15 protein-coding genes and 1 pseudogene are annotated in these 17,341 nt (G+C 37.2%); 8 read left to right on the top strand and 8 right to left on the bottom strand.

The window, feature by feature from the left end; all coding sequences use genetic code 11:
- Positions 1–230: 230 nt before the first annotated feature.
- From LRP83_RS18260 to proC, 3 genes are all read left to right on the top strand, one after another.
- Positions 231–2,309: a sigma-70 family RNA polymerase sigma factor gene (locus LRP83_RS18260; RefSeq protein WP_230498141.1), complete on the top strand. Its 2,079-nt coding sequence runs from the start codon at positions 231–233 to the stop codon at positions 2,307–2,309.
- A gap of 224 nt (positions 2,310–2,533) precedes the next feature.
- Positions 2,534–3,289: a hypothetical protein gene (locus LRP83_RS18255; RefSeq protein WP_230498140.1), complete on the top strand. Its 756-nt coding sequence runs from the start codon at positions 2,534–2,536 to the stop codon at positions 3,287–3,289.
- A gap of 704 nt (positions 3,290–3,993) precedes the next feature.
- Positions 3,994–4,806: a pyrroline-5-carboxylate reductase gene (gene proC, locus LRP83_RS18250; RefSeq protein ID WP_230498139.1), complete on the top strand. Its 813-nt coding sequence runs from the start codon at positions 3,994–3,996 to the stop codon at positions 4,804–4,806.
- 165 nt (positions 4,807–4,971) lie between these two features.
- Here proC and LRP83_RS18245 read toward each other — a convergent pair whose 3' ends face one another.
- The 3 genes from LRP83_RS18245 to LRP83_RS18235 all read right to left on the bottom strand — a co-directional run bounded on the left by LRP83_RS18245 (position 4,972) and on the right by LRP83_RS18235 (position 6,836).
- Positions 4,972–5,469, bottom strand: a complete 498-nt coding sequence (locus LRP83_RS18245; RefSeq protein ID WP_230498138.1) for a staygreen family protein — start codon at positions 5,467–5,469, stop codon at positions 4,972–4,974.
- Between the two features lie 266 nt (positions 5,470–5,735).
- Positions 5,736–6,152: a disulfide oxidoreductase gene (locus tag LRP83_RS18240; protein ID WP_230498137.1), complete on the bottom strand. Its 417-nt coding sequence runs from the start codon at positions 6,150–6,152 to the stop codon at positions 5,736–5,738.
- Positions 6,153–6,836, bottom strand: coding sequence for a DsbA family protein (locus LRP83_RS18235; RefSeq protein ID WP_230498136.1), 684 nt, complete (start codon positions 6,834–6,836; stop codon positions 6,153–6,155).
- Between the two features lie 272 nt (positions 6,837–7,108).
- On the opposite strand from LRP83_RS18235, the gene LRP83_RS18230 reads away from it, so the two are divergent.
- The 4 genes from LRP83_RS18230 (at position 7,109) to LRP83_RS18215 (ending at position 10,609) form a co-directional block, all read left to right on the top strand.
- On the top strand, positions 7,109–7,765 hold the full coding sequence (locus LRP83_RS18230; RefSeq protein ID WP_230498135.1) for a hypothetical protein: 657 nt from the start codon (positions 7,109–7,111) through the stop codon (positions 7,763–7,765).
- A gap of 216 nt (positions 7,766–7,981) precedes the next feature.
- Positions 7,982–9,127, top strand: coding sequence for a glycosyltransferase family 2 protein (locus LRP83_RS18225; RefSeq protein ID WP_230498134.1), 1,146 nt, complete (start codon positions 7,982–7,984; stop codon positions 9,125–9,127).
- A gap of 61 nt (positions 9,128–9,188) precedes the next feature.
- Positions 9,189–10,268: a metallophosphoesterase gene (locus tag LRP83_RS18220; RefSeq protein WP_230498133.1), complete on the top strand. Its 1,080-nt coding sequence runs from the start codon at positions 9,189–9,191 to the stop codon at positions 10,266–10,268.
- Between the two features lie 116 nt (positions 10,269–10,384).
- Positions 10,385–10,609, top strand: coding sequence for a hypothetical protein (locus LRP83_RS18215; protein ID WP_230498132.1), 225 nt, complete (start codon positions 10,385–10,387; stop codon positions 10,607–10,609).
- Between the two features lie 70 nt (positions 10,610–10,679).
- On the opposite strand, the gene hlpB is transcribed toward LRP83_RS18215, so the two are convergent.
- From hlpB to LRP83_RS18200, 3 genes are all read right to left on the bottom strand, one after another.
- Positions 10,680–10,964, bottom strand: a complete 285-nt coding sequence (gene hlpB / locus LRP83_RS18210; protein ID WP_230498131.1) for an HNH nuclease-like protein HlpB — start codon at positions 10,962–10,964, stop codon at positions 10,680–10,682.
- 549 nt (positions 10,965–11,513) lie between these two features.
- Complete coding sequence (locus tag LRP83_RS18205; protein WP_230498130.1) at positions 11,514–13,622, bottom strand: MMPL family transporter; 2,109 nt, start codon at positions 13,620–13,622, stop codon at positions 11,514–11,516.
- Positions 13,623–13,744: 122 nt separating this feature from the next.
- Entirely contained in the window at positions 13,745–14,317 is a 573-nt protein-coding gene (locus LRP83_RS18200) for a TetR/AcrR family transcriptional regulator (RefSeq protein WP_230498129.1), read from the bottom strand.
- 353 nt (positions 14,318–14,670) lie between these two features.
- On the opposite strand from LRP83_RS18200, the pseudogene LRP83_RS18195 reads away from it, so the two are divergent.
- Positions 14,671–15,577, top strand: a pseudogene (locus tag LRP83_RS18195) (VOC family protein).
- A 226-nt stretch (positions 15,578–15,803) separates the two neighbouring features.
- Here LRP83_RS18195 and LRP83_RS18190 read toward each other — a convergent pair.
- On the bottom strand, positions 15,804–15,962 hold the full coding sequence (locus tag LRP83_RS18190) for a type II toxin-antitoxin system antitoxin (RefSeq protein WP_230498128.1): 159 nt from the start codon (positions 15,960–15,962) through the stop codon (positions 15,804–15,806).
- Positions 15,963–15,974: 12 nt separating this feature from the next.
- On the bottom strand, positions 15,975–16,841 hold the full coding sequence (locus tag LRP83_RS18185; RefSeq protein ID WP_230498127.1) for an SPFH domain-containing protein: 867 nt from the start codon (positions 16,839–16,841) through the stop codon (positions 15,975–15,977).
- Positions 16,842–17,341: the final 500 nt, after the last annotated feature.

Here is a 17,341-nt window from a genome sequence, read left to right as displayed (position 1 = left end):
ATTGAAGATGAAGTTGAGGAGATATGAAGTCGCTATCCCAATTATACTTTTTTGTTTACATAGTAGGAGAAGAAGTAATTGACTATTTTGTGACAGATAAAGAAGTATACGCTCCAAAAGACTTTAAGGCTTGGTGGTCGGACTGTCCCGAAATTGTCTTTTGTCATAACCTCACGCCATATAATGTAATACAATAGGTACATAGGGAAGTGAAAGGGGGAAAAGACAATATGAACCTAGAAAAAAAAGATCCCAATTCAAGTGAAACAATCAGAGAAAATGGTGTGGAATCTATCGTTGATTGGTTCGAACAGCATAAACAATCGCTCTATATACTCGGTTGGTCCTATCTTAGTACTCAGCAGCAAATGGAGGAGCTTTTTTACCGTTCGATTATAAAAGTCCATAAGGAATTACCAAAAAGACAAAATGAAGCATCATTCAAAACGGGTGTTACATCCATTTTTATACATACCTGCAAGGAGCTTTCTAAAGATAGCAGTTTACAAGCTTCAGAGGATAGTGAAGCACGTCAGAATTTATTTAAAGCACTTGATCAATTGAAAGAGCACGAGAAGGATGCGATGGTCCTTACTTACGTACAAGGTCTCTCTCAGGCGGAATCCGCACATATTCTTCAAGTTTCAGTGGAAAAGATTAATGAGCTCTTGTTTTCTGGAATCCAGTCGCTTAGAAGTGAAATGAGGTACGGCTCTACCTTTAATGGCTGTCAGGAGTATCATAAGGATTACATCGATTACTTAGAAAGAACACTAGATAGGTCGAAAAAGATTGATTTAGAGGTACATATTTATCATTGTCAAAACTGTCAGGAGGATCTGGCTACCTTTCAAGATGTTATGTTAACCATGTTAAATCTTACAGATAGGATGGAAGATTTGTCTGTGCCAACAGGTTTTATGGAGAGGGTTAAAGATAGGCTGGCAGAAAAGGAAAAGCTTCGACAACTAAAGATTAAGAAATATAAAAGAATGGGATTGGTTATTGCAAGTGTTTTCACATTCATAATGGGTATCGGATTTTTTACAGGGGCTTTTACCAACCTGTACTATACATGGACAGAAGAAGATTTGGAAATACGTGCATTTCTTCAACAGGATCTGGGTGAAAACCTGAACCTGGAGGCCGAAAGTGATGGAGTGAAAATTAAAATCAAGACCGCGATTGCTGATGATGTTCAGACGCTTGTTTTTTATGAAATAGAAGATACAGAAGATGACAATCAATATTGGATGGATTATCATAATGGGCTTTATATCGAGAACGAACATGAAATTATGAACCGTGAATCATATCCAATGTATTATCCTCCTGAACTTGAATCGGATGTAAATAACAAAGTAAACAACGTGTATAAAGGAAAGATGAGTCTGCCTCCACTCAAAACGGATAATGGAACAATCAAACTCAAGATTACAAAGCTTCAGAAATTGATTCGTGCTTCCTCTGAACCGAATGGTTTTGACCCTTACGGGGATAATGCATATGAAACAGGGGACTGGAACTTTGAGATTCCTGTAACCAAACAGCCTTCCACCGAATATGCCTTGGATGAAGAAACAAAAATTGAGGGGATTCCGGTTCGATTTGATAAGCTAACCATTGCTCCAACAGTGACGATTCTGCAGTATAGTATCAATACTGATCAGACAGGGAAACGGATAGATGTTCTTAATTTTGACAATCTAGAAGTGAACAATAAAAAACTGAAAGCTGATATTTATGGTAGATCTTTTGTAGATTCACAACAAGACATGAATTGGTATACTTTCCAAAACCGATTTGACCCACTATTTGGAGAAAAGCCAAAAGAGATTAATGTTCAATTCGATTCTGTTCATTTAACGTTTGAAGACCAAAAAACGATCGAGCTGGATGCTTCTAGAGGATATCCACAAACCTTTGAATATGCTGGGAGTATAATATCCATCGACAAGGTGGAAATTGGACAGCCTACCACTATTGTCATAAGCAATCATGATATTGAGGATCGAGAATATGAGATGCTTCATTTGAATATTGTAGGTGGTGAGGTTGAAAGTGAATTTAGCACAATGGAGATGAATACTGAGGGAGTGCTAGTTGATAAAAATGGGATTAAATACGATATGAATGAAAACCCAGTCGAATTTGAAAAACTCGAGGGGCCACGTTATTTCATTACTGTTCAGAGCATGAAGTTACAAAGTAATAACGCTGAAGAAAAAGCAATACCTAAAAGACTAGAGATTTATGGATATAATGCAACAAGATATTTGGATGATGTTATAAAAATTTCGTTGGAATAATACGTGAAAGAGAAATACTCTTAGCGGGCATGGAAAATATTAGTTAATCATATAAGTTCTAGGACAAGTGGGCAGTTCCTATAAACAGGTGTTTTAGCAAACTGTAACAATTTTGTAAAAACCCCCCTTTCCATTTGCGTCTATACATATACGTTTTATGGTAACGTATTCTCGTATGACCCATCTCAAAATGATTTGTGAGGTTACAGAAGGGGGAGACTGTTTTGATTAAAAGAAATGGAACTGATGAAAACGTAATTGATTTTGTACAGACGGCCACAAACTCAAAAATATTTCGTTTGGACTATCCAGTTTCTGAGGAACTTAGAGATGAAATGGTAGGTGAGGTATTTAGAGATTTCATGATTTATGCGCTGGATCTGTATTATGAAGAAAACATCTCCATTCTGGAGGAAATCGTGGCTGATCTTCATGTGAGGGAAGAAAAATGGAATGGTTTGATGCAAAACTTATTTTGGTGGCGGCTTTTTTATGAATCTAACCAAAATAAGGGGACAAGTATTATAGAGGATTATATAGCTGAAAACTATCAATCGCTGAGAAAAAAACCAATTCTCATTTCTTGGCTTAGGGAATGTGATAAGGCAGTATCTAGATTTTACTTTATAGGCTATAAATTTAATGAAAGAGTCTTGATTGCCATTGATCTATTAACTGAAGAAACTGTAGAAATCATTGTATGTGATCCACTTGCACCCCCAACTAACCAAGGAGAAATAACCTTTGGCACATTAATCCCTTTAGGCGGCGGATCCTTTTTCCCAATTATTGATTTCTATCATTTTGATTTTGGGGCAAGGCAAGAAATAGCTAACCACTTACAATACTACTACGACAAGCACTTAAAAACTTCTCCTATGCATGAAGCCTTCATCTACGTACTTACCGCTATGCTGCAAATTGAGAGTTTTGTAGCCTTAGAGAATCATGGAACTGCATCTACAGAACCATTTAGATAACCAATTGAATCTTCCGATGGAAATGATGGTAGCAAGTTATTTTTTGACAACTAAGTTTAGTAATAAACCGTTCCGTTTTGAGGCGCATATCTTATAAATGGCAATGAAAAAGGCGTGCAATCTGACAACAGATTTGGCACGCCATTTTTGACACCCATAAATTTTAATAATGAGTGAACCATCAAGGGATGAGGAAATGAGCATGGTTTCGATAAATAAGCGGAGAAATTTCCCTTAATTACGAAATAGCACTGAAAATAGCTTAAATAGACGGAAGGATTCCGACTATTTACTCAAAAAACGTCAAAATGGGGCATTTTGCATTGCTTGATCGGAAAACCTCCGCTTATATCCCCGGAACCATGTTCTATTACGCAGTTTAACCGGAAAATCTCCGCTTATTTTTTATATCTCAGATTCGTATACCTTTTCTGATGTCAATTTACTGTTATATCTTTGTATTCATATTTTCCTCGATTGACGACATTAGATAATCGATGTCACAAGTTAATATAGAACATACAAGTCCACCGAAAAACCTCCATTTATTGTAAAGATTGTTAAGGGGGATGAAATTTCTACTATTAGCTTGAAGGAGATATAATAAGGGGATATGTAATTTGGTATGACAGATCCACGGATAGCAAATATTATGGGAATGTGGCTGTGAAGGAAAAGGTTTTGATAAAGGGAAGGTGAATGTTATGGATCAGAAAGTTGGATTTATTGGCTGTGGAAAAATGGCTCAAGCTATGATTGAAGGTATGATAAAGTCTAAGATTGTACAACCAGGGGCGATTATGGCAAGTGCGGTAACGGACGAAACTTTACGCTCTGTTAAAGAGAAATATGCTATTTTAGTATCTAGAAATAATATAGAAGTTGCTAAACATGCAGATATTTTGATTTTAGCAATAAAACCTAACATCCATAATGCTATTTTAAATGAAATAGCAGAGGAAGTGGATGAACAAAAAGTGATGATTACAATAGCCGCAGGAATCAGTCTAGAATACATAGAAAGCTTCTTTCAAACAAAAATGAAGGTAATAAGAGCGATGCCGAATACACCTTCCTTGGTTGGAGAAGGAATGAGTGCAATTTGCCATAATCAACAAGTGAACCAAGATGACTTGGAAAAAGTGCTGCTCCTCTTTAATAGCTTTGGAAGAACGGAAGTAATAGTTGAAGAGTTGATGGATTCTATTCCTGCCATTAGCGCTTCCTCACCTGCTTATGTATATTTGTTTATTGAAGCATTAGCTGATGGGGGAGTAAAACAAGGGATACCAAGAAAGCAAGCCTATAAACTTGCGGCACAGGCTGTTTTGGGAGCCGCAAAGATGGTTCTTGAAACCGAAAGACACCCAGGGGAATTAAAGGATGATGTTTGTACGCCTGGTGGGGCAACCATCGAAGCCGTTGCCGCGCTTGAACAAGGAAAGTTTCGTTCAGCTATTTTAACAGCAATGGACGAGTGTACAAAAAAAACCAAACAATTATCAAAGAAAAACTGAGAACAAGTTTCTTTCTTTCATCATGCATGGGACGTATCACGAGCTTCTTACACTAATGGGGAGCAGAAGATACGTCCCTGTTTTCTGTTTTTATAACTATCTCTTTAAGCGATACCAAAAACTCTAAATTAGTACACGGTTGGAATTGAAGGGACATGGATTGGGTTAAGTTTGGTGGTGAGGAAAGTCGGGTTGTTTGATTGAATGGTTCAAATATTGGCGTGGTGTACCATAAAAAGCAACCTGCCTATATTGCGGATAAGTGGATAAGTAATGGATAAAGATGGGCGCATCGACGAGGAATGGATAGTGTACATAAAAAGGACGGTCACCATAGACAATTCCATTAAGTGCAGTAGCCATTTCTTTTGTGAATATTTTAAAACGAGTGTCTGCGACTTTTTGACTGAACTCCCCACCATCTACATACGCTTTTCCTACTAAATATAAACGACCATGTGAATCTTTTTTCCATGTTGCTAATACTTCATCACGCATTTTGGGGTCAATGGATTTATAGTTGTACACATATCCAATATCTAAAAATAATTCAGCTGTAATATCTGAATGTGTGAGAGTATATTTCCTTCCTTCAACTGGTTGAGAGAAAGTGGTAGGTGGAATAAGTTTTACGGATAATTTTTGTGGATTAAAAACGGACATATATAATCCTCCTATATTTATAGTCAATGTGTTTGAATCCCAGGAAAACAAAAATTTATATGTATTACTTTATGTGGGTAAATAACTATATGACTGTATTGGTGCCTATGGAGGATATGTGTTTAATGCAATAATGGTGGATTTTATCAAATGAGGAATACTTTTACAAGCCCAAAATATACGATTCAAAACTGTGTATTTTGGGCTTGTTTGCTATTCGACACGGTGGCTCTATTTAAATGATCAAATACAACCCTGCATAAATATTATTTACTGTTTCTTCCGATTAGTAAAAACACAGTAATCAGAACAAACGCTGTCAAAGCAAGAAATGGAATCGTAATAAAACCGAACCAGTTGATCCAAGCCACATCACATGGTATACCTTGTGAGCAAGGCTTGATGGTTGCGAATCCTGGAACCTTTTCAAGTAAATAATGGTATAGAGAGATCAATCCGCCAATAATCGAAATCGGTAATACATATTTTGTGATTTTGATCTCACCTGTAAATGCAGCAATTCCTAAAATTAATGATAATGGATACATCGCAATCCGCTGATACCAGCAAAGTACGCAAGGCTGAAATAGGCGAATTTCACTGAAATACAAGCTTCCTAATGTGGCAATAACGGCTACAAGCCATGCAAAGTATAGGAATAAAGAGGACCGATTGAGGGACATTTATTTTTCCAAGCCCCTTTCAATGAGTTCTTTTATATATTCATAGTCATAGGGATCTTCAACCATCGTTCCATTAATGACAATACTAGGAGTTAATTCCACTTTGAATTCTGATACTAGCTTATCATCAATAAGAACATCATCTTCATAAGTCTTGTTAGTTAGATCTTGTTCGAGCTTCTCTAGGTTTAGTTTCGGGACCGAATTTTGGGCCACTTCCATTACCTTTTCAAAGGTTAACCAAGGTTCATCATGACTTTGATTTTCTGGTTGTGCTTGATAAAGCGCTTTACTAAAGTCCCAAAATGCTTCAGGATCTTGATTCCAAATCGCTTCTCCTGCTAGAGAGCCTAGCACCGACTCATCTCCGTGAAAGAGTACATTAATGTATGTAAAGCTGATTTTGCCTGTATCGATATAGTCTTCCTTAAGCTGTGGAAAAATGTATGCACTCCATTGTTTACAAGCAGGGCATTTATAGTCTCCAAATTCTACAACAGAGACTGGAGAGGTAGTATCACCTATTGTTGGTTGGTTTTCAATTGGTACCTGCTTCGTTAATGTGACATCACCACTTTCTTTGTTTTTATTGTTTGTTAAAACAATAATAGCAGTTAGTAAAATAAATACGACAATTGTAACCGATACAATTAGTTTCATAGGATTACTAGCTTTTTTAGACATGGTCCACCTCAACGTAGTTTTTTAGTTATAAATATTATCAAGTATATTATACATGTTAATGATTCTAGTATGTGTGAAGAATAAACGAACTTCGTTTTGGTAAATGAATTACTAGTAGATACATATAAGCAGTGAGTAGTAAGAGATGAAAAAAAGGATGAAGGATATAAAATGGAAGTCTAGTACTATGGTTTTGATCAGCAGTAACCGAATTTCATTCAGTGAATACATTGTATTGCCATTAACATCAATTATGATAAGGAGTTTCTGCAATGTATTATTTACCGAATTTCCAGCAAAGAAACGGCTATCAATCTCAAGTAGGCTATGATTACCGGCAATACAAGCCTGTTACAGCCTATACGATTGATCGGCCAATTTATGTTAATTACCAGGATATCAATAAATTGCCGTATCAAGCATTAAATTACCAACCTGTGGGTGCCGAGTACCCGTATGTTTATGTACCTATTGCACAGTTTTCAAAAGTGGGTGCGGTAGTAAATTGGGATGATGAAAAGCAAACTCTGACGGTGACAACGGATTATTATCAACTACGAAACCAGCTAGCAGCCTGTCAACAATCATTAAAGGAGTGTATGATGGCAGTGAAAACGCAAATGGCAGAACATCCTCCATCTAATCCAATGAATAAATTAACACAAGAACAGCTTACTAATCTGATATCTCCTTATATCATTCGCCCTGAGAAGGGGTGGGGGGTTTGGACGGAAACAGATGAAACTGAAAATAAATTTGGGTCAATTTTCATTGAGCACATACAACCCGGTCCAATCACTCAACCACCAGGAGCGACATTGAGTTTTAGTCAGGATTTATTAGACAAGTTAACGAATGCCTTCGGTTATCCCGTAAGAGTTGAAAACGCTACTCGTCACTGGACGAGACTTGGTGTTTTTAAATATTAAATCACCTTAAAGATGCTTGAGGTAGGTGACCGATGATTCTTTGATGATTTTAGCAGTTAAAACTACCACCATTGCACAAAGAAGAAATTTTTTGGGTGCATGTTTAGGGATTGTAGGGCGGTTAACTGAATGGCCATTTGCCATTTAGGGTGGGCCGCTTTTTTTTTGTGGTAATATAAAGTAAGAACCCGGAATCGATGATAGGAGGGCGTAGACATGATTTGGATATTAAGTATCATGATGATCATTGGAATAATCATTTTTCTTGATACATGGAGAGGAATTCAAACTGTTCTACCATTATCTGCTGTCGAACCCCTAGCAAATGATGAGAAAGTCTCGGTTATTATAGCAGCGAGGAATGAGGAAAAGTCGGTAGAGATGACGATGTTATCACTACTGAACCAAACTCATAGCGAGCTAGAATTGATTGTGGTAAACGATCGTTCCACAGATGCAACCGGCTTGATAATCAACAAGTTAGCAAGGCGACATGAACGAATGGTTCCGATACATATTGAAACATTACCAAGTGGTTGGCTTGGAAAGAACCATGCCCTATACAAAGGGTATCAAGTGGCTTCCGGGTCGTTTTTATTATTTGCCGATGCCGACATTCACTTCGAAAAAGACACTATTAGTAAGGCTCTTACCTATATGAAGGCTCAAACGGTGGATCATGTGACCATTGCTCCCGACCTTCAGGCTAAAGGATTCTGGCTTCAAGCATTTATCAGCTATTTTCTTTATGGATTTAGTGTGTTCAAACGGCCATGGACCGCTAACCATGACCATTCAAGAAAAGGTGGTATGGGAATCGGAGCATTTAATCTTATCAAAAGGGATGTTTACGAGCAAATTGGAACACATGAAGGGATTAAAAACCGCCCCGATGATGATTTAAAGCTAGGACAAGTCATAAAACAAAACGGTTACAAACAGCGTTTTCTCTCGGGAGTTAATCAACTATGGGTGGAATGGTATCCTTCTTTAAAGGAGGCAATTAAAGGTTTAGAGAAAAATACCTTTGCTGGGTTCAACTATTCTCTTGCTGTCACGGTGTTTGCGATAACCACTATTCTTATCTCTCATTTTTTGCCGATTTTTACTCTATTTTCGACAGACTACGCGGTTCAACTATTGAGTGCTATCTTCCTAATAATTTTTCTAGCCTTATATGGAGTAACCATTGTAAAAATGAGCAGTTATTCTCTGTGGAAACTGGTTGTTTACCCAATCACGACAACCATTTTCCTTTACTCAACCATTCGGGCTGTAGCCTTAACCTATATCAAAGGCGGCATAGAGTGGAGAGGTACCTTCTACTCATTGAAAGAGTTAAGGGGAAAACAGCATCAATAGCGCAGCAGGGATGGAAAGAGTATAATATAATTCAAATTAATTAACTATTCAGGAGATAATAATGATTAATATACGAAAATTGCAGCTAGATAAGTCGAAACGTGTAATTGTCGTTTCAGATATCCATGCTCATTTATCTTTGTTTAAGAAATTATTAAAGAAAGTAAATTATACAGAGGACGATTATTTGTTTATCGATGGTGACCTTTGTGAAAAGGGGCCAAATAGTCTTGAGGTAGTTGAGTATGTGCGTAATATGTCAGAGCAATCCAATCGTATTTACATAACAAAAGGAAATTGTGATGTCGTGTTTCGTTATGTATTTAATGGAGTTGAAGGGATTATTCCTTATATCAAGCAAAGAAAGAACTCCATTTTAAATGAAATGCTAAACAAGTATCAAAAATCAATTGATGATTTTGACAATTTACAAGAGTTAGGTAGTTTTTATCGAGAAAACTTTCAAGAGGTATTAAACTGGTTAGAATCACTTCCGGTTGCTTATGAAACAGAGGATTTTATCGTCATTCACGCTGGAGTGGAGGACATTCAAAATTGGCAGGACACTGATGAAAAATATGCTTTATATGGTCAAGAGTTTTTAGAAAAAAATCACCATGCCACTAAACCGGTAATTGTTGGCCACTGGCCAGTTGTTAATTATCGCTCAGCGCAAGTGAGTTCCAACAATCCAATCATTGACCTACATAAAAAAATTATTTCCATTGATGGGGGAAATCAGATTAAACAAGACGGGCAACTAAATGCTCTAATTTTTGAAAATGGTACGTATACCTTTACCTATGTAGACGAATTGACAGTGGAAATGGTCATACCAAAAGACCATCAAGATCTAACTGGAAGAGTTGGTACAGTTACATATCCTAATTACGATATGAAAGTGATTAGTAGAGATGACTACTTCACCCTCTGTGAAAATACGAAACTAGGAATCCAACAATGGATTAAAAATGAATACCTAGTAATGGAAGAAGAAAATGTCCGCTGCAAAGATGACCTTAGCACAACATTCTTATCCGTAACCCAGGGCGAAAAAGTCTTGATTGTAGATAATGAATGTGAAGGGTATATCCTCGTTAAAAAGTTTTCCGGAGAAATAGGATGGATTCCTAGGATGTAGTGGATGGGACAGAGGGGTATAGTTCAGTTACCCCTTGACCCATGTATACTAGAAGGGTTCCAAATGAAATCAAATTATCATACAATCCTTGAAATTAATTTATAGGTGGTATGACCATGAGAGAAATAGCTGAATCAGAATCAAATTCCCCTGATACCTCTACATGTTGTTTTGAACCTTTTATTAGCCCGAATCCTATTACTTCTTTTTCACGAGTACCAAATGACAGTGAAGAATTTGCGATAGAGGTTCAACGGGTCAACCAAGAATTTCCCGCCTCATATCATTTGCTATTTGGAAAACAGCGGTGTTCCTGTGGATTTGCGTTTAATTTATATTAAAGAGGACCGAAAATCATACTCCAAAGATGTGGCTGGAATGTTCGCTACACTAGGTGGTAGTTATCCGCGCTTACTTTCTTTTTCGTTCATTAGACTTTTTAATTTTCATTATTTTCGTTGAAGGTTGCTTACGAATCCACTTAAGAAAACGGGATAGTTGATTATCACTTTTTAAATCGTCGATGGTCGTTAGTCGGGCAGCAATTTCATGATTAGTGTAAAGGGCATGGATTTGTTTGTGACAAGGAATACAAAGAGTGGCCGTAGCTCCGAAGGTTCCACCCATTTCTTTAGGCAGTAGATGATGGATGGTGGTTTCAACATTCTCTCGCCCGCAAAGCTCACATGTTCCCATTTTGTTGCCCCCTAAATAATTGTAGGTTATGTAGATTTAACTTAATTATTCAAGACTTATGATAATTCTGTTGATTACTATTGAGGACAAAACCAGCTGTAAAGAACAGTCATTAAATTTGATAGGAATGGCAGATTTTTGTTCACAAAATAGATGCATCCTTGAGAAAGAAGCCTTTTTCTTCTTATTTAGTAACAAGCGAAAGAAATAAGCGGAGTTTTTCCGGCTATTTTCAGAATGGAGCAAGTTTCGGGCTAAATAAGAGGAGTTTTTCCGCTTAAGCCAAGCAAAATCCCCCATTTTCATGTTTTACCTGTCAATAGGCGGAATATCTCCGTCTATTTTAGCTATTTTCAATGCTTTTGACTAAATAAGCGGAATTTTTCCGTCTATTTAACAGATTTGGTGTTTATCTGATGCTCCCATCTTAAACTGTTAGTGTAATTCCAATTATTACGACTTTGAAATATCACGGATAATATTCAGAAGCACAAAAGCATGATGATTAAATTGCTAATCACCATGCTTAATAGGTTATATCGGTTCTTTTTACTTATTCTTACTCACTGCTTTATCCTTTTCAAAAAATACAATTAACCCCGGCAACAAAACGCCACGAATTAAGAATGTATCTAATAGAATGCCGACTGCCACAATAAAGCCGAAGACAAATAGCAATTGAACCGGTTGAGTCATTAATACAGCAAAGGTTGCTGCTAAAATGAGCCCAGCTGATGAAATGACGCCACCCGTGTTTGCTACCGCAATTTCTACTGCCTTTTTAACAGAATGCTTTCTTCTCTCTTCCTGGTATCTTGAGATTAGAATAATATTGTAGTCAATTCCTAGGGCAACTAGGAAGACGAATGCATAGAGAGGCACTCTGTTAGCAATCGTATCGATATCAAAGAATAAATTGGATAAAAACATGCCTAAACCTAATGCAGCAAGGAATGAAATTAAAATCGTTCCCATCATATAAATTGGCATTTTGAAGGACTTTGTTAGGACGACCAACATCACAAAAATTAATAAAGTCTCAAGAAGGACAATCACGATGACATCCTTATTATTGGCTTGGCGGTCATCAACTTTACTTGCTGTTTCTCCAGCAAAATAAAGGTCGCCATCTAAATTAGCACCATCGACAATATCCTCGGAACGCTTGATCATTTCTTCCAAGGCATCAATGGTTTTCACATCGTATGGTCCTTCTTTAAAAGTAAGGGTGTACGATAATACCCTGTCATTGTCGGCTGAGCTATTTAATCGAACGTCATTCACCAACGGCTCCTCAAGTAATTGAGCTCTCAATGACTCTTGTTCTTCCTTCGTTAAGGAATCCTTCGCCTCAAACACGACCGTTGTTGGGGCAAGATCACCTTTGTCGAACTTTTCCTCAATGATCTCATAGCCTTGGCGTGAAGGCATATCTTCAGGGAATGATTTCATCGTATCAAATTCGTATTTTAAATTAAACATATTGGCTGCAGATAACAGCAGTATCGCACTAACAACAGCAACAGCAAGACCTGGTTTTTTAACAACGAATTTTCCGATTTTACTCCAGAAAGAGCTGTCCTTAACTTTTTCACTTCCGACTTTAGGTACCTTTGGCCAAAACGATTTACGACCAAATAAAGTAAATAAAGCTGGCACAAGTGTAACCGAGGCAATCATAATAACGACCATGGTAGTAGCAAAGGTTGGTGCAAAGTTACGATAATCGCCTAACTCTGCAAAGAAGAGAACAAGCATAGCAGCTAGAACGGTACCTCCTGAAAAGAAGACAGGCAAACCTGTTTCCCTCATGGCTTCTTTCATCGCATCAAACTTGCTCTCATAATTTTTCAGTTCTTCACGGAAACGGGAAAAAACAAAAAGTGAATAATCAATAACGGCGGCAAATAAAAGGATCGACATAATCGATATCGTTTGGTTACTTAATGCAAGACCGGATTTACCCAATATTCCAAGAAGCTGCATGACGACTTGATAAACAAACACAGCTGCCAAAAGCGGGATAAAGGCTAAAAGCGGTGAACGATAAATAACAATTAATAAGAGCAAAATTAATCCAACAGTTGAAAATATTAAGACAAGATCTGCCCTTGAAAATAAATCAAGTGAATCTGTTGCAATACCAGCGGGACCTGTAACGTATAATGTAACATCAGAGCCCTCTTCCACTATTTCAATAATTTGGTTCTTAGATTCACCAATTTCTTTTGTCTCTAAAGCGGCGTCAAAGATGATTGGAATTAATGCTGTCGTTTGATCTTCAGAGAAAAATCCTTGTATCGCTTGAGGCGGTAAGGATGCTAAAGGTATAACCTGCTCAACTCCTGGGATCTTTGCTTCTTCTATTCGATTGTATATGTCCACAAGAGTTGTTGGCTCAAGACTTCCTTCCTTCGATTGGAAAACCAATATACCGGGTGTTCCATTTGTATCTTTAAAATACTCATCAACCTTGTTTTGAGCAATCACGGATTGTGCGTCTTCCGGAAGGGAAACAATTCTCGAAACCTCATAATCCTTTGCATTTGGAGCAAAAAGCGAAAGGCCAACGGTGACAACTAACCATACTGCTAAAGTAATCCACATGCCTTTTTTCGTTGAAACCCAGTCAGTAATTGATTGTAAGAGATTTCTCATTCTTGACGTCTCCTTTTTGTTTATTGGTGAAACAAAGTAACACAAGTGTCACTTTAGGGGAAAATAAATTGACATGTTAGTCAAAATTAATTATCTATTAAAAGTAACAGAAGTGTCAATTACTATCTTTTGAGAATTCCATGACAGATCATTTCCTTAATCGAATCGACCCATTCTGTTTGTGGTATGTCAAAATGATTAGGTATAGCCACAGACTGGAAAATGTACCCTAGTATCAGTCCGTCTGGAATGGAGGCATTTAGTTTCTTTTCCTCTTTACCTTTGAGGACGAATCCTTGTAAATTATGATACATCTGAAGATGGAGCATATCTAATTTTTCTTTATTTACTCGAGCCTTTTCGTTGGTACTTTTCGGAATTTCTTTACCCATTTCAATTAATTGCTGAATTTTTTCATTCTTGAACATAATTCTTATTAGGAAATCTAGTTGGTCTTGAAAGCCATCAATCTGTTCAATCCCCTTTATATCAAGGAGGAACTCATTCATTTCATAAAGCATGAACTCAGAAATTAACTCTTCTTTGTTCTCATAATATTTATAAATAGCCCCACGGGAGACATGTAAATAATCAGCCAACAAACTGAAGGTAAATCCCTCATAACCATGTTTCAATAATAAAAGCTTAGTAGCTTGAAATAATTCATCGGTCGAAAATTTTCGTTCCCGAGCCATATCCTCACCCCCAAAGTCATTATAGACCAACTAGTTGGAAAAGAGAAATACCTTAATGAGGGTTTAATGATAGGAGCTTAAAGTGTCATTGGCAAAAGGGATATCGGTCAATAATCCCTAGCTGGATATTATATCAGTATAAAGCGCGGAAAATGTAGATATTTGTATGGGTTAATTGAACCATTTAAAATGAAATACTTATCTTAAATTCAATCAAACGTTTGTTTGAAAAAAGCTATAATGAAATAGTACAGAGGGACGATGGTTCGAGCACTAATTTCATGGATAAAATGGATCTATAAACTTATTTCTTTTCGAAATATTTATTCGAAAAAAATGGGGGAGGAATAGCTTTGTCAAATACAAATCAAAAAATCGTACCGCATTTATGGTATGACAAGGAGGTAGAGGAAGCTGCCGAGTTTTACGCTTCCATTTTCCCAGACTCAAAAATTACAGATGTAACAACGATCCGCGACACACCATCAGGAGATTCCGATATTGTCACTTTTGAACTTTGTGGTCAGAAATTCATGGCAATCAGCGCGGGACCGTATTTCAAGGTCAATCCTTCGGTATCTTTCATAGTTAATTTTGACCGTTCGCGAGAAAAAGACGCGAGTGAAAAATTAAATGAGGTTTGGAACAAATTGTCCGAAGGTGGCACAGTGTTAATGCCACTTGATAGGTATCCTTCAAGTGAGAGGTATGGCTGGATTCAAGATAAGTTTGGATTGTCCTGGCAATTAAACCTTACCAATCTAGAAGGTGAAGATCGGCCGTCATTAGTGCCATCACTTTTATTTGTGGGCGATAAATGCGGAAGAAGCAATTACTTATTATTTATCTGTATTTAAGAATGCAAAGCAGGGACTTATAACTCGCTACTCTAAAGGCATGGAACCTGACAAAGAAGGAACAATCATGTTCTCAGATTTTATGCTTGAAAATCAGTGGTTTGCCGCAATGGATAGTGCACATAAGCACAAATTCAGTTTTAACGAAGCAATCTCATTTGTGGTCTATTGCGACACACAAGAAGAGATTGATTACTACTGGGAAAAGCTCTCTGCAGTTCCAGAAGCCGAGCAATGTGGTTGGCTGAAAGATAAGTTTGGTGTATCCTGGCAAATTGTTCCAAGTGAAATGGACGAGATGATGAGCAAGGGCACACCGGAGCAGCTTAAGCGCGTAACGAATGCTTTTCTTAAAATGAAGAAATTTGATCTTGTGGAACTAAAGAAAGCATATTTGGGATAATGAGAATAAACCAATTTTTATATTCGAGATGACTTCAAAAATTGGGTAATGGATTAGATTTGGATAATACATTTACAAGCTCACATAAAATGGCTCAGTCCGAGTAGGACTGAGCCATTAACGTCTAATGAAAGAAACAGTAACTATGTTTGGAAATCGCGTCAATATTTTAAGAGTGTTCATTCAACATGGAAAATCGATAGCAATACTTTATGAGCCGTAGCAACTACTCATCATTTGACCGTCTTCCAGCATCCTTAATAGCCTTTTTTAAAAGAACCTCAATTTGGGCATTTACACTCCGTAGTTCGTCACTGGCCCATTTTTCAAGGGCATCATAGGTTTTCTGGTCAATTCTAAGTAAAAATTTCTTTTTTTCAGCCACACCATCACGACCTTAATAAATACTACCCGTATTAACAATCGGTTGATTTCCTTTATCAGATACAAGCGCAACCATTAGATTATTTACCATTTGGGCCTTCTTTTCATCGTCTAAATCGACGACACCTTCAATGCTTAATTGCTCTATTGCCGATTTTACCATTAAAACCGCGCCATCGACAATCACCTTTCTAGCAGCAAGAACAGCTTTAGCCTGTTGACGCTGTAACATGGACGAAGCAATTTCGCTCGAATAAGCCAAATGCATGATTCGTGCCTCAATAATTTCAACACCAGCCACATGTAGGCGTTTCTGCAAGTCCTTTGTCAGCTCATCGCCCACTTCATCGGAATGCTGACGCAAGGAAATTTCATAATCATTATTAAAATTATCATAGGGATACTGACTCGCAATGTGTCGTACTCCCGTCTCGCTTTGGGTATGAACGAAACCTCGATAATCTTCTACATCAAACACAGCCTTTGCAGAATCAACCACCTTATAAACCACAACTGCTGCAATTTCAATCGGATTTCCTTCAAGATCATTAACCTTTAGTTTATCGCTGTTAAAGTTTAATACTCGTAGTGAGACATTTTTGCGTAATGATAACGGGACAGAGAACCAAAAGCCTTCCTTTTTAATTACGCCTAAATAGGAGCCAAATAAGGTGAACACCTTGGCTTGGTTTGGCTGAATAATCGTAAACCCACTTAGCAAAACAACAATGATAAGAGCAAGAACTACAAATCCAATAATTGTAGCTGGATTTTCATAAAGGACAAATTGTCTAAACAAATATACAGCAGCCAACCCTAAAAGGAGAACAACCCCAGCCCCTAAAAAACCATTCATCTTGAAAATCTCTTTTTCTCTCATACAATGATCACACTCCCATTCTGAATGAAATTGTTTTGATACCAATATGATATCACCTTGTTATCAAAAAGGGAATCAAATTCTCCAAAAATGGGCAAAGATGTTAAAACGTAATTGATTTAGCATGCTATTCTTTATTGATATAAAAGGTTTATGATGCTGTTAGTTAAAAGGTTGTTATTAATTCGATAAATTTAATAAAGGGTATTATTTTTAACATAAAATAGTTGCAATCGGGAGCTCGGATAAATAAGGTACAGCTAACGTAAAAATAGACGGAGCTTTTCCGGTAAGATTCAGAATAGAGCATGTTTCGGGCTAAATAAGGGTAGGTTTTCCGGCTAAGCCAAGCATAATCCTCCATTTTTATGTTTTTCGATCCAATAGACGGAATCTCTCCGTCTATTAAAGCTATTTTTAATGTTATTTTCTAATTAAGAGAAATTTTTCCGTCTATTAATCGGATGGGCTGATTATTTGATCTCCCAACTGATAGGAGC

The sequence above is a fragment of the Pseudoneobacillus rhizosphaerae genome (assembly GCF_917563885.1).
Lineage (GTDB): Bacteria > Bacillota > Bacilli > Bacillales > Cytobacillaceae > Pseudoneobacillus > Pseudoneobacillus rhizosphaerae.
This window is presented reverse-complemented; position numbering and strand designations above follow the sequence as displayed.